This window comes from Streptomyces sp. OfavH-34-F (assembly GCF_022347745.1).
Lineage (GTDB): Bacteria > Actinomycetota > Actinomycetes > Streptomycetales > Streptomycetaceae > Streptomyces.
Genome location: NZ_JAKRGC010000053.1, coordinates 16241 through 29180 on the forward strand (window position 1 = coordinate 16241; position 12940 = coordinate 29180).

Here is a 12940-nt window from a genome sequence, read left to right on the forward strand (position 1 = left end):
CGCCCGGCAGAGGGGGAGCGCCCCGTTTCGTCACCGAACTCTCAACCGCTGAGGAGCCCCATGACTGCCCCTGAGACGCCCGCGTGGTCCAACGGGCCGATGACCGCCCTGGACCTGGAAACCACCGGCATCGACCCGGAATCCGCCCGCATCGTGTCCGCCGCCCTCGTCTCCATCCAAGCCCCCGGCGAACCGTCCACCCGTACATGGCTGGTCGACCCCGGCATCGACATTCCCGCCGAGGCCGCCGCCGTCCACGGCATCACGACCGACCACGCCGTCAAGAACGGCCGGCCCCCGGCCGACGCGGTCGCCGAAATCGTCACCCAGATCGGCCAGGCCCTGGCAGCCGGACAGCCCTTGATCGTCTTCCGGGCCCCGTACGCCCTGACCGTCCTCGCCCGGGAAGCCGCCCGCCACGCCGCCGCCTTCCCCACCGAGGTAGCACCGGTCATCGACCCCGCCGTGATCGACAAGCAGATCAACCGCTACCGGCCCGGCCGCCGCACCCTTCCCGCACTGTGCGAGCACTACCAGGTCCGCCACGACGGCCCCAACCAGGCAGTGGAAGACGCGCTCGCCGTGGCCCGACTGACCTGGCGACTGCTCCGCGTCCGCCCCCAGCTCGCCGCCCTCGACCTGGCAACCCTTCACGCCCGCCAGCAGTCATGGGCCGCCGCACAGGCCCTCGGCCTGGAACGACACCTGCGACGCACCGACTCCACCGCCACCGTCAACCCCGCCTGGCCCTTCCTCCCCACCACCCACTGAACCCCTCCCGCACCACCAGAGATCAGGAGAGTCCCGTGCCCCGCACACCCGCCCGCCGCGCCCCCGCCCCGGAGACGGAGCCGGTCGAGATCCGGCTGATCGCCCGCGACGGCATCACCCAGCACCTCGCCGCCCAGATCGCCGCCGCCATCCCCGCCTGCACCACCCCCCGCTTCTACCCCTCCCGCAAAACCCCCGGCCAGACCATCGCCTACCTCCGCGCCACCCTCCCCACCCCGCCCGCCATCAACCCCTGACAAAACAACGAGAGCGGCCCCCGTCTCGCCAAAGCCTGGGGCCGCCCTCGTCCACCAGCACTTCTCACAGAACTGGAGACACCAGCATGACCCAACCCACCCGCATCCAGCGAGCCCCTCGCTGCCATCCCACCCACCTGCAAGCCGCCCTGGACCTCGCCGCGCGCGGCGTGCCGGTGCTGCCGCTGCGGGTGGGGAAGGCGCCGTTCGGGAACTGCCCTGCATGCCGGGGGAACTCTTGCGGCGGCCGGCCGAACATGAAGCAGTCCGGCCCCTGCTCCTGCCCGCGCCCCTGCCATGCCTGGGCCGCCGCCACCACCGACTCGAACGTCATCGCCTCGCCGGCCTGGGCCAACGCATGGCACAACGCCGCAGCCATCGCCTACCACCCCGGCGGCGTCCGCCTCACCGTCGTCGACCTCGACAACGCCGCCGCCATCACCTGGGCCACCCAGCACCTGCCGCCCACCCGCACCGTGCCCACCACCCGCGGACAGCACTGGATCTACGCGGGGACCATGCCATCCACCAACGGTGTACGCCCCGGCGTGGACATCAAATCCCGCATGGCCTACGCCCGTTGGCTCGGCCCTGGTACTGGCCGTATCGCGACCCTGCCGGACGAGGTGCGCGCACTTGCCGTCAGGACGTCTCCCGCGCCCCGCGCCGCCCCGACCACCGTCGCCGTGCCCGCCGGGGGCGGGCAGTGCCGCCACCGCACGCCCGCCTTCCTGGAGCGCGGCATCGCCATGGCCGAACAGCAGATCACCGCCGCGACCAGCGCCGTGCACGCCACCGTCTACCGCACCTTCCTCGCCGTACTCTTCACGCACGGCGGCTGCGGCTGCCTGACCGATGCCCACATGCAGCGCCTGTTCGCCGCCGCCCAGGCCAAGGGCGAGTCCGTCCGGCACTGCACCGACGCCTGGGCCAACGCCCTGGCCCGACTGGGGACGTGAGCGTGTCCGAGGACGAGAAGAACCCGGCGCGCGAGGTCATCACCGAGTACGCGCAGTCCCACTTCCGGTACTTCCGCACCGCCGACGGCACCGTCTACGCCCAGCGCAACGGCCACCCCGTCGCCCGCCCCATCCGCTCCCAGGGCACCACCGGCAGCCACCGCCAGGAACTCATGGTCGGCATGTTCAAGGACGGGGCCGGCGTCTTCAACGGCACCGCCCTCAAGGAGGCACTCGACTTGATCGAAGCACTCGCGCTCACCGAGAACACTCAGCCCGTGCACATCCGCGTCGCCCCCGGCTTCGACGGGGCCACGTGGCTGGACCTGGGCCGGGCCGACGGGCAGTCCGTCCGCATCCACCCCAACGGGTGGGAGATCACCGTCCCCGACCCGCGCGAGGTGTGCTGGCGGCGCACCCAGCTCACCGGGGAACTCCCGTTGCCGGCCAAGGACACCCAGGACAAGGGCATCGACCTCCTGCTCAGGTTGTGCAACTTCGCCACCGCCGAGACCGAGTGCCTGGCCATCGCCTGGCTCGTCGGCTGCCTGGGTCCGTCCGTGCCGGTCCCGGCGCCGTTCCTGACCGGACCTCAGGGGGCGGGGAAGTCGACCGGCGGGCGGATGCTCGTACGGATCGTGGAAGGGATGAGCGGGGACCTGCGCCGGGCCCCGAAGGATGAGGAGAATCTGATCGCCGCTGTCGCGGCGGGGTGGGTGACCGCGCTGGACAACCTGTCCCACATGACGCCGGACCTGTCCGACGCCATGTGCTGCATCGTCACCGGGGCGGAGTCCGTGAAGCGGGCCCTGTTCACCGACGGGGACGTTCACCGGGCCCGCTACCGCCGTCCTCTCCTCCTGACCGGCATCGACGTCGGCGTCATCCGCCCCGACCTCGCCGAACGCCTCCTGCCCCTGCGGCTGGAGCGGCCCCGCGTCCGGCGCACCGAAGCCGAACTCTGGGGCGAGTTCGAAGAGGCCCTGCCGGTCATCCTCGGGTCGCTCCTGGACCTGACGGTGAAGGTGCGGGCGGCTGAGGCGGAGACGCCGACGGATCTGCGGATGGCGGACTTCGCGCACCTGTGCGCGCAGCTCGACGCCGCCACCGGCCTGGGGGCGCTGCCCGCGTACCGGGCGAGCCTGGACGATCTGAACGACGACGTGATTGAGGGTGACCTGCTCGCGCAGACCGTCCTCAAGCATGCTGAGGACATCGCCCCCGGCGGTGAGCAGCGGATGACGTCCACCGAGTGGCTGCACCACCTCAGCCGCCTCTACAGCGGCGACGAACTCCGTCCCCTGCCCAAGGGGTGGCCGACTACCGGCAAGGTGCTCTCCGACCGGCTCAAGCGGCTGCAACCCACCCTTGCAGCCCGGGGCGTCCTGATCGACTCCGGGCGCACACGAGAGGGCCGCTACCTGGAGATGGCCCGTCCGGCCGCCGCACCGCCCGAGTACGAGCAGCCGGAGATGACCTGACCCGCACCGCCGCTTCGCTGGACAAGCAAGAAGAGCACGCCCGCGCGGGTGCTCTTCTTGCTGTTCGGCGGAACGCCGCCCAAAGGTCGCGCCGCGAAGCGGCCCCTCACTTCACGCCCTGAGAGCCACCGCCACCACTACAGAAACCCCTTCCCTGTTTCCTAAGTAGGGAAGCTCTGCGTCACAGCGTCACACGGACGGCAAGAACAACCCCTGGCCTGCGGCTAAGGGCGTGACGCAGACAGCAAAGCTCTGCGTCATCCTGCGTCACCTGCGTCACGCCGTGACGCACCCCGTGACGCACCGATGACGCACACCCACACCCCCGCGTCACACAAACCCGCAGGTCAGCAGCCCGCGTGACGCTCGTGACGCTGTGACGCAGAAATCCGCACCTAGGACAGACACACCCTGCCCCGCCGAGGAGGCACCGGATGAGCACTGCGACCGCCACTCCTGTCGACCGGCTCCTGTACAAGCCCAAGGAAGCCGCCGAAGCGCTCTCCATCGGCCGCTCCACCGTCTACGAGCTGATGGCCAAGGGCGCGCTGAAGTACATCAAGCTGGGCCGCACCCGCCGCATCCGCCGCGCGGATCTTGAGGCGTACGTGGACAGCCTCGCCCTGCTGCCCGCCGCCTGATCGAGCACGCCCCGAGGCGCCCCGAGCATCGCGCTCGGGGCGCCTCTCGCATGGAGGAGCACATGAGCCCCCGCAAGCCCAACCACGAGTCATCCATCTATTTCGGGTCCGACGGCTGGTGGCACGGCCGCGTCACCATGGGCGTGAAGGATGACGGCAGCCCCGACCGCCGCCACCGCCGTGCCAAGACCGAGGCTGAGATCAAGCGCAAGGTCAAGGCATTGGAGACCGAGCGCGACTCGGGCCGTGCGACCAAGGCCGGACGAGCGCCGACCGTCGCACAGTGGATGGAGACCTACCTCACCGACATCGCGAGCCTCAAGCTCAAGCCACGCTCACTCGATGACTACTGGTCCAAGACCCGCAACGACATCGTCCCAGGCGTCGGACAGCATCGGATCAACAAGCTCCAGCCGGAGCACCTGGAGCGCATGTACCGGACAATGCTCGACGCCGGCCACGCACCGTCACACGTCGTGAAGGTCCACCGCATCCTGTCCCGCGCCCTGAAAATCGCTCACCGCCGCCGCATGATCAGCGAGAACGTGGCCACCCTGGTGGACCCGCCGAGCGTGGACGAGACCGAGGCGAATCCCTTCACCAGAGAGGAAGCCAAGGCGTTCCTCGAAGCGGCGGCCAAGCGCCCCACCTTCATGCGCTGGATCGTCGGCGTCGGCATGGGCTTCCGACAGGGAGAGACGCTTGGTCTGCGCTGGACGTACGTGGACCTCGAAGCAGAGCTGTTCCACCCGCGCTGGCAACTTCAGCGCCTCACGTGGCGGCACGGGTGCACCGACCCGCACGCCTGCGGCGGACGCCTGCACCGCTTCGAGTCGTGCCCCCCGAACTGCTCGCGGCACCAGAACTTCAAGCGTGGCTGCCCGAAGCCCTGCACCAAGACGTGCACGAAGCATGCGAGCACCTGCCCGGAACGCAAGAAAGGCGGGCTCGTCTACACCCGGCCCAAGACCAAGAAGAGTCAGAACCCCGTCCCGATCCCTCCCGTCTTCATCCCGTTCCTGCACGACCACAAGGCGCAGCAGGACGCCGTACGGGCCACTGCCGGGGAGCTGTGGCAGGAGCATGATGCTGTCTTCTGCCGCCCGGACGGACGCCCGCTCGACCCCAGACAGGACTACCAGGAGTTCAAGGAGCTACTTGTCGAGGCCGGGATCGAGGACCGGCGCCTGTACGACGGGAGCCGCCACACCGCAGGAACGATCCTCAACGAACTCGGGGTCGACATGACCACGATCATGGAGATTCTTCGGCACACCCAGATCAGCCAGACGCGCCGCTACGTGAAGGGCCGGTCGCACCTCTCGAAGGACGCGATGCGACGGATGGGCGAGTTCTTCGTGCCCGCTCCCCCGGCCCCCGATCCGGGCCCGGAATCCGGCCTTACTGAGACCAGAACTGAGACCCCCGACACCCGGGCGGCCCGCGCCCGGCGCCGCCGGCGCGTCCGCTGAATGAGAAACCCCAGGCCGGAGCACATCCGGTCTGGGGTCCGCGCAGAGCCCCCTGTCGGATTCGAACCGACGACCTACGCATTACAAGTGCGTTGCTCTGGCCATCTGAGCTAAGGAGGCGTGTTCGGAGCAGTCTAACCAAAGCGGTCACCCGCGCGGTGCGGAAATCTCACACCCATGGAAGTGCTGACAGATTCCAAACCTCCAGGTAGCGTCCTTGCAGGTTCACTCCGATGGACCAGACCACTCCCACAACGGATCGTCCGGCACGTACCTGCCGGTGGAGGAGAAGCATCAGCATGGCCAGTGTCACGTTCGACAAGGCGTCCCGCGTCTACCCCGGCTCCACGAAGCCCGCGGTCGACCAGCTCGAGATCGACATCGCGGACGGTGAGTTCCTCGTCCTCGTCGGTCCCTCCGGTTGCGGCAAGTCCACCTCGCTCCGCATGCTCGCGGGTCTCGAGGACGTCAACGGCGGCGCCATCCGCATCGGCGACCGCGACGTCACGCACCTGCCGCCGAAGGACCGGGACATCGCCATGGTGTTCCAGAACTACGCGCTCTACCCGCACATGACCGTCGCGGACAACATGGGCTTCGCGCTCAAGATCGCCGGTGTCAACAAGACCGAGATCCGGGCGAAGGTCGAAGAGGCCGCCAAGATGCTGGACCTCACCCAGTACCTGGACCGCAAGCCGAAGGCCCTCTCCGGTGGTCAGCGCCAGCGTGTGGCGATGGGCCGCGCCATCGTGCGTGAGCCGCAGGTGTTCCTCATGGACGAGCCGCTGTCGAACCTCGACGCCAAGCTCCGTGTCTCCACCCGTACGCAGATCGCCTCGCTCCAGCGCCGCCTGGGCATCACGACCGTGTACGTCACGCACGACCAGGTCGAGGCCCTCACCATGGGCGACCGCGTCGCGGTCCTCAAGGACGGTCTGCTCCAGCAGGTCGACTCGCCGCGCAACATGTACGACAAGCCGGCGAACCTCTTCGTGGCCGGCTTCATCGGCTCCCCGGCGATGAACCTCGTCGAGGTCCCGATCACCGACGGCGGCGTGAAGTTCGGCAACAGCGTCGTCCCGGTCTCCCGCGAGGCGCTGACCGCCGCCGCCAACCGCGGCGACACGACCGTCACGGTCGGCATCCGCCCCGAGCACTTCGACATCGTCGAGCACGGCGGCGCCGCCGCCAAGGGCCTCAGCAAGGACTCCTCGGACGCCCCGGCCGGCCTCGCCGTCTCGGTCAACGTCGTCGAGGAGCTGGGCGCCGACGGCTTCGTCTACGGTGCCGCCGAGGTCGGTGGCGAGCACAAGGACCTGGTCGTCCGCGTCGGCGGCCGCGCCGTCCCGGAGAAGGGCACCACGCTGCACGTCGTGCCCCGCCCGGACGAGCTGCACGTCTTCGCCACGTCCACCGGTGAGCGCCTCACCGCCTGACGGTCCGGCACACGCTGTACGGTGGCCCCGCACGAGCTTCGTGCGGGGCCACCGCGCGTTCCGGGGCGCCCGCGAACGGGGCCGCGGACCGGTGCCCCGAGCGGCCGGAAGGTTTGAACCGGCGCGGGAGGATTCCCCTCCACAACGGTCATTTCGCCCCTGATCGTCAACACGGGATTCGAAAAGTCCCCTCGAACCATCCCTCGCGAGAGTGACGTATGGTCGCCGCGCCATCACCGACCGCTACGCTCGCTGCGTGACCCACTCCGTGCGCCGTATCGGCCGAACCCTCGCTTTCGTACTGCCCGTCGTCATGGTCCTGTCCGGGACTCTCGCGGTCACCGCCGTGCCGTGGGCAGCCAGCAACTCCGACTCGCAGCTCCTCGCCGCGTCGGCCCGCTCCGTCGCCGACGCCGACGCCGCCGCGAAGCCGCCCGCCCCCCAGGACGTCCTGCGCGACCAGCTCCTCCAGGAGCTGCGGGCCAAGGACCCCGGCGTCGCCCTGACGCACCTCCAGCGCGCCGTCGAGGGCCGCCCCTCGCTCGCCAGGCACTGCATGTCCATCGCGAAGACCCTGGGCAAGGCGGCCGTCGAGAAGTACGGCCCGACGCGGGCGCACCGCTTCTCGCGGCCCGTCTGCGACACCTCGTTCGCCTCGGGCGTCGCCCAGTTCAGCTGACCGAGGCGACCCGTCACGCTGCCGGGCACGGCATATCGTGCCTGGCATGCATACGTTTCCGACGCAGGCCGTGATCCTGGCGGGTGGCCAGGGGTCACGGCTGCGCCCGTATACCGACGACCGCCCCAAGCCGATGGTCGAGATCCCCGGTACGGGGACGCCGATCATCGGCCATCAGCTGTCCTGGCTCGCCGCCGAGGGCGTCACCGACGCCGTGGTGTCCTGCGGGCACCTCGCCGAGGTGCTCCAGGAGTGGCTGGCCGACGCGGTGCTGCCGCTGCGCGTGACGACGGTGGTGGAGACGGAACCGCTGGGACGCGGCGGCGGCCTGAAATACGCGGCGACGCGGCTGCCGCAGCCGGACGAGCCCTGGTACGCGACGAACGGGGACATCTGGACCCGGTTCTCGCTGCGCGAGATGGCGGCCTTCCACGCGGAGCGCGACGCCACCGCGACCCTCGCCCTGGCCCGGCCGCGGATTCCCTGGGGCGCGGTCGAGACCGACGCCTTCGGCCACATCACGGACTTCATCGAGGCGCCGCCCTCGCCGTACCTGATCAACGCGGGCGTGTACGTGTTCTCCCCCGCCTTCACGGCGATGCTGCCGGACCGGGGCGACCACGAGCGGACCACGTTCCCCCGGCTGGCCCGCGAACGCCGGCTGGCCGGCTACCCGCTGCCGCACGGCGCGTACTGGCGGGCCATCGACACCGCGAAGGACCTCACCGAGGCCGCCAAGGAGTTGCAGGGCCGGTAGCAGTCGCAGAGCCCGCGGAAGCAGCGCGTACGACGGCCGCGGGACGGGAAGAGGGGCGGGGCCGGGGGGTTTTCCCCCCGGCCCCCCCCCCCTCCCCCCCCGGCGCCCCCCCCCTGCCCCGGAGGCCGCCGATCGGGTTGCGGCCGCTCGAACTGCCGTCCGTACCACCGGAGGTGGAGCCGGGGTCGGGCTCGGAGCCGCCGGAGGTGGAGCCGCCGGTACCGGTGGTCCCGGAGGAGCTGGGCCCCGCGCTGGTGGCGGGGGGCTGCTCGGGGGTGGTCTGCTGCGGGGGCTGCTGACCGGTGCCCTGGGTCTGGCTGGGCTGTCCGGTGCTCGCGCCCGCGCTCTGGCCGCCCGTCTCCCGGACGGTCTCCGACGCCGGGGCCGAGGCGTCGGCGGCCGGGGTCGAGGGCGCCGTGCTGTGGACGGGGCTCGGCCGCTCGTCGCTCGGGCTCTTGGACGGCTTGTCGTCGCGGGACTTGTCCGGCAGCGGGGAGCCGGGGAGCCGGTTGGTGGGCACGCCGTGCGGGCCGGGAACCGTGACGACCCCGGAGGAACGGACGGCGCCGCCGAGGACGGAACCGATGAGCAGCGTGAGGCCGACGACGATGCTCGCGACGACGGCACCCCGGCGCAGCACGCGGCGGCGCAGGTCCCAGATCTCGGAGCGCGGGCCGAGCTTGCGCCAGGCCTCCCCCGCGAGCCGACCGTCCAGCGAGTAGACGGGGGCGCCCGCGATGACCAGGGGGCTCCAGGCCGCGAGGTAGATGATGTCCGGCGCGTCGTACGCGGCGACGCTGCGCCAGCTCACGGTGACGAGCAGGGCGGCGGAGAGCAGGGCGCCGACGATGGCGGCGACGCGCTGCCAGAGCCCGAGGACGGTGAGGACACCGACGACGACCTGGAGAAAGGCGATGGACAGCCCGGCGCCCACCGGGTGGGAGAGGGCGAAGTCGCGCAGGGGTTCGGCGAGGGCCCAGGGGTGGAGCGAGTTGAGCCACTTCACCATGGAGCCGCGCTCGCCGCCGTCGAAGTAGACGGGGTCGCACAGCTTGCCCATGCCGGCGTAGATGGAGATGAAGCCGAGGAAGACCCGCATCGGCAGCAGGACGACGCCGAGGTTCATCCGGCGGCCCGGGTAGTACGCGTGCCGCACGTCGTCCGTGCCGCCCTGCCGCCTGCCGCGCGCCTCGCCGTCCTCGTCGCCGAGGCCGTCGTCCCCCGGACCGTCGTCGTAGGGGTCGTGCCGGTCGGGGTCGTACGGACCGGGGTCCACGGGGTCGTAGGCGCCGACCGCCCGGCGCATCGGGGGCAGCAGGGGCCCGCCGGAGCGGGGTGCGCCGATGACGGGGTTCGGCTGGGTCTCCTCGAGGGAGGACTCGTCGAGGCGCGGGATGACCTGGGTGCCGGCACCGCCGCGTGCGCCGTCGAACTCGTAGGGCGCGTAGGGCTCGTAGGGGTCGTACGCGGCGTCCGGACGGCCGGCGGTGGAGTTGCGTACGGCCTGGAGCAGTCCGGTCGCGCCGGGATCGCCGGGGGCGGACTTCCCGCTCCAGACGACGGGGGCGCGCCGGCCGCGTCCGGCTCCGGGGGCGCTCATGGCGGGAATCCTGGGCGCGCCTGCGGGGGTCACACCGCGCAGCCGTGCGCGCTGGCCGGGGGCGAGCTGCACCCGGAAGCTGGCGTGGTTGACGATGACCTGCGCAGGGTCGCAGTCCACCTTGGTCATGCTCAGGGCGGGTAGTTCGTCGAACCGAGGCGTTCTGGTGTCCACACTCATCTAACCGAGTGATGTGTGATTAGGACACTGCCTTGACGGCGCCGAAGTGTCCGCGACCCGTCAACAGGTGGTGGGCGTGGTGCGCGGGGGCGCGCGTGTGTGCGCGCACGCCCCCGCGGACCGCGCCGGGCCGGTCAGGCGCGGCGGCGGGCGACCTCGTACATGACGATGCCGGCGGCGACGCCCGCGTTGAGGGACTCGGCCCCGCCCGGCATGTTGATGCGGACGCGGTAGTCGCAGGTCTCGCCGACGAGGCGGCCCAGGCCCTTGCCCTCGCTGCCGATGACGACGACGACGGGGCCGCCGAGGGCTTCGAGGTCCTCGACGGTGTGCTCGCCGTCCGCGGCGAGGCCGACGACGGCGATGCCCTCCTTCTTGAAGGCTTCGAGGGCGCGCGTCAGGTTGGTGACCTTGGAGACCGGGGTGCGGGCGGCGGTGCCGGCCGACGACTTCCAGGCTCCGGCGGTCATCCCGGCGGCGCGGCGCTCGGGCACGACGACGCCGTGGCCGCCGAACGCGGAGACGGAGCGGACGATGGCGCCCAGGTTGCGCGGGTCGGTGACGCCGTCGAGGGCGACGATGAGCGGGTCCTCGCCGTTGTCGTAGGCGGCTTCGAGGAGGTCCTGCGGGTCCGCGTACTCGTAGGGCGGGACCTGGAGGACGAGGCCCTGGTGGTTGAGGCCGCCCGTCATCCGGTCGAGCTCGGGGCGGGGGGCTTCCATCAGGTTGATGTTGCCGCGCTCACCGGCGAGCTGGAGGGCCTCGCGGACGCGCTCGTCGTTGTCGATGTACTGCTGGACGTAGAGCGTGGTGGCGGGGACGCCGTCGCGCAGGGCCTCGTAGACGGGGTTGCGGCCGACGACCATCTCCGACGTGCCCTTGACGCCGCCGCGCCGGGGGGCGGGGCGGCGGTTGGCGGCGTGCTTGGCCTGGGCGTTGGCCACGCGGTTCTTCTTGTGCCCCTTGCGGGCGGAGGCGGGCGGGGTGGGGCCCTTGCCCTCCAGGCCCCGGCGTCGCTGGCCACCGCTGCCGACCTGCGCGCCCTTCTTGTTGGACGTGCGGCGGTTCCTGCGCTGGCTGTTCCCGGCCATGACCTACCTGTTTCGTTGCTTCGGTCGTGCGTGCGTACAAGTGAAGTGTGCCGCCCGGCGGACCGGGCGGCATGCGGAGGAGCTACTGGCGCGGGCCGAGTGTCCACCGGGGGCCGGACGGGCTGTCCTCGATGACGAGTCCGGACTGGTTGAGCTGGTCGCGAATGGCGTCGGCGGCGGCCCAGTCCTTGCGGGCGCGGGCCGACTGGCGCTGGTCGAGGACGAGTCGGACGAGGGTGTCCACGACGCCGTGGAGATCGTCGCCGCGGTCGTTCTCACCGGCCCAGTGGTCGTCGAGCGGGTCGAGGCCGAGGACGCCGAGCATGGCGCGGACCTCGGCGAGGCGCGCGACGGCGGCCTCCTTGTCATCGGCGGCGAGGGCGGAGTTGCCCTGGCGGACCGTGGTGTGGACGATCGCGAGCGCCTGCGGGACGCCGAGGTCGTCGTCCATCGCGTCGGCGAAGGCCGGCGGCACCTCGGGGGCGGCGGCGACGGGCTCGCCCGCCTTCTCGGTGACGCGCTGGATGAAGCCCTCGATGCGGGCGAACGCGGACTCGGCCTCGAGCAGGGCCTCTTCGCTGTACTCGATCATCGACCGGTAGTGCGGGGTGCCCAGGTAGTAGCGCAGGACGATGGGGCGCCAGTGCTTGACCATCTCGCTGACGAGCACGGAGTTGCCGAGGGACTTCGACATCTTCTCGCCGGACATGGTGACCCAGGCGTTGTGCACCCAGTACCGCGCGAACGTGTCGCCGAAGGCCTTGGCCTGGGCGATCTCGTTCTCGTGGTGCGGGAAGATCAGGTCGAGGCCGCCGCCGTGGACGTCGAAGGCGGTGCCGAGGTACTTGTGGGCCATGGCGGAGCACTCCAGGTGCCAGCCGGGGCGGCCGCGGCCCCAGGGCGTGTCCCAGCTGGGCTCGCCGGGCTTGGACGCCTTCCACATGGCGAAGTCGCGCTGGTCGCGCTTGCCGGTCTCGCCCTCGCCGGAGGGCTGGCGCAGATCGTCCAGCTCCTGGTTGGACAGCTCCAGGTAGCCGGGGAACGAGCGGACGTCGAAGTAGACGTTTCCGTCCGCCGCGTAGGCGTGACCGCGCTCGATGAGGCCCCGCATCATCTCGATCATCTCGGGCACGTGCCCGGTGGCGCGGGGCTCGTAGGTGGGCGGCAGGCAGCCGAGCGCGTCGTAGCCGGCGTTGAACGCCCGCTCGTTCTCGTAGCCGATGGACCACCAGGGGCGGCCCTGGTCGGCGGACTTCGCGATGATCTTGTCGTCGATGTCGGTGACGTTCCGGACGAACGTCACGTCGTAGCCGCGGTACGCGAACCAGCGGCGCATGATGTCGAAGTTCAGTCCGGACCTGATGTGCCCGATGTGCGGGGCGGCCTGGACGGTCGCGCCGCAGAGGTAGATCGAGACACAACCCGGGGTGAGCGGGACGAAATCACGGATCTGCCGGGCGCTGGTGTCGTACAGGCGAATAGTCACCCCTCAAGGGTAGTGGGCCCGCACCAGTGCCCCGCGCCCCTGTGGATATTGCGGTCCCAGTTGTTACGCCCGCGCCGCCGGGGTCCGCTCGCGGTGCGCGCCCGCCGGCAGGGCCAGGGCGAGGGCGGCG

Annotated in this window: 12 protein-coding genes and 1 tRNA gene; 9 read left to right on the forward strand and 4 right to left on the reverse strand. The window is 71.1% G+C overall.

The window, feature by feature from the left end; all coding sequences use genetic code 11:
* The first annotated feature begins 60 nt into the window (after positions 1-60).
* The 6 genes from MHW47_RS11490 (at position 61) to MHW47_RS11515 (ending at position 5581) form a co-directional block, all read left to right on the forward strand.
* Positions 61-771, forward strand: a complete 711-nt coding sequence (locus MHW47_RS11490) for an exonuclease domain-containing protein (RefSeq protein ID WP_239222602.1) — start codon at positions 61-63, stop codon at positions 769-771.
* Positions 772-806: 35 nt separating this feature from the next.
* Entirely contained in the window at positions 807-1028 is a 222-nt protein-coding gene (locus MHW47_RS11495; RefSeq protein ID WP_239222604.1) for a hypothetical protein, read from the forward strand.
* An 86-nt stretch (positions 1029-1114) separates the two neighbouring features.
* Entirely contained in the window at positions 1115-1987 is an 873-nt protein-coding gene (locus MHW47_RS11500; RefSeq protein WP_239222606.1) for a bifunctional DNA primase/polymerase, read from the forward strand.
* A gap of 2 nt (positions 1988-1989) precedes the next feature.
* Complete coding sequence (locus MHW47_RS11505; RefSeq protein ID WP_239222619.1) at positions 1990-3468, forward strand: ATP-binding protein; 1479 nt, start codon at positions 1990-1992, stop codon at positions 3466-3468.
* Positions 3469-3902: 434 nt separating this feature from the next.
* On the forward strand, positions 3903-4109 hold the full coding sequence (locus MHW47_RS11510) for a helix-turn-helix domain-containing protein (protein ID WP_239222609.1): 207 nt from the start codon (positions 3903-3905) through the stop codon (positions 4107-4109).
* A gap of 62 nt (positions 4110-4171) precedes the next feature.
* Positions 4172-5581 carry a tyrosine-type recombinase/integrase gene (locus MHW47_RS11515; RefSeq protein WP_239222610.1) on the forward strand — a complete coding sequence of 470 codons (1410 nt, stop codon included), beginning with the start codon at positions 4172-4174 and terminating at the stop codon, positions 5579-5581.
* 46 nt (positions 5582-5627) lie between these two features.
* Here MHW47_RS11515 and MHW47_RS11520 read toward each other — a convergent pair.
* Positions 5628-5701: transfer RNA gene (locus MHW47_RS11520), tRNA-Thr, on the reverse strand.
* A 179-nt stretch (positions 5702-5880) separates the two neighbouring features.
* Here MHW47_RS11520 and MHW47_RS11525 point away from each other — a divergent pair.
* From MHW47_RS11525 to MHW47_RS11535, 3 genes are all read left to right on the forward strand, one after another.
* The gene (locus MHW47_RS11525; RefSeq protein ID WP_239222611.1) at positions 5881-7017 is read left to right on the forward strand and encodes an ABC transporter ATP-binding protein; all 1137 of its coding nucleotides are present in this window, start codon (positions 5881-5883) and stop codon (positions 7015-7017) included.
* Between the two features lie 256 nt (positions 7018-7273).
* Positions 7274-7696, forward strand: coding sequence for a hypothetical protein (locus tag MHW47_RS11530; RefSeq protein ID WP_239222612.1), 423 nt, complete (start codon positions 7274-7276; stop codon positions 7694-7696).
* Between the two features lie 46 nt (positions 7697-7742).
* Positions 7743-8453 (forward strand): nucleotidyltransferase family protein, encoded by a 711-nt coding sequence (locus MHW47_RS11535; RefSeq protein WP_239222613.1) that lies wholly within the window; start codon positions 7743-7745, stop codon positions 8451-8453.
* Here MHW47_RS11535 and MHW47_RS11540 read toward each other — a convergent pair.
* The 3 genes from MHW47_RS11540 to cysS form a co-directional block, all read right to left on the reverse strand.
* On the reverse strand, positions 8419-10233 hold the full coding sequence (locus tag MHW47_RS11540) for a DoxX family membrane protein (protein WP_239222614.1): 1815 nt from the start codon (positions 10231-10233) through the stop codon (positions 8419-8421). The genes MHW47_RS11535 and MHW47_RS11540 overlap by 35 nt on opposite strands.
* A 134-nt stretch (positions 10234-10367) precedes the next feature.
* Entirely contained in the window at positions 10368-11324 is a 957-nt protein-coding gene (gene rlmB / locus MHW47_RS11545; protein WP_239222615.1) for a 23S rRNA (guanosine(2251)-2'-O)-methyltransferase RlmB, read from the reverse strand.
* Between the two features lie 82 nt (positions 11325-11406).
* The gene (gene cysS / locus MHW47_RS11550) at positions 11407-12810 is read right to left on the reverse strand and encodes a cysteine--tRNA ligase (protein ID WP_239222616.1); all 1404 of its coding nucleotides are present in this window, start codon (positions 12808-12810) and stop codon (positions 11407-11409) included.
* Positions 12811-12940 lie beyond the last annotated feature (130 nt).

Coding starts and splice junctions, on each gene's coding strand:
- MHW47_RS11500 (WP_239222606.1), top strand. CDS start 1,115: ATGACCCAACCCACCCGCATCCAGCGAGCCCCTCGCTGCCATCCCACC.
- MHW47_RS11535 (WP_239222613.1), top strand. CDS start 7,743: ATGCATACGTTTCCGACGCAGGCCGTGATCCTGGCGGGTGGCCAGGGG.
- MHW47_RS11515 (WP_239222610.1), top strand. CDS start 4,172: ATGAGCCCCCGCAAGCCCAACCACGAGTCATCCATCTATTTCGGGTCC.
- MHW47_RS11490 (WP_239222602.1), top strand. CDS start 61: ATGACTGCCCCTGAGACGCCCGCGTGGTCCAACGGGCCGATGACCGCC.
- MHW47_RS11510 (WP_239222609.1), top strand. CDS start 3,903: ATGAGCACTGCGACCGCCACTCCTGTCGACCGGCTCCTGTACAAGCCC.
- MHW47_RS11540 (WP_239222614.1), bottom strand. CDS start 10,233: ATGAGTGTGGACACCAGAACGCCTCGGTTCGACGAACTACCCGCCCTG.
- MHW47_RS11525 (WP_239222611.1), top strand. CDS start 5,881: ATGGCCAGTGTCACGTTCGACAAGGCGTCCCGCGTCTACCCCGGCTCC.
- rlmB (WP_239222615.1), bottom strand. CDS start 11,324: ATGGCCGGGAACAGCCAGCGCAGGAACCGCCGCACGTCCAACAAGAAG.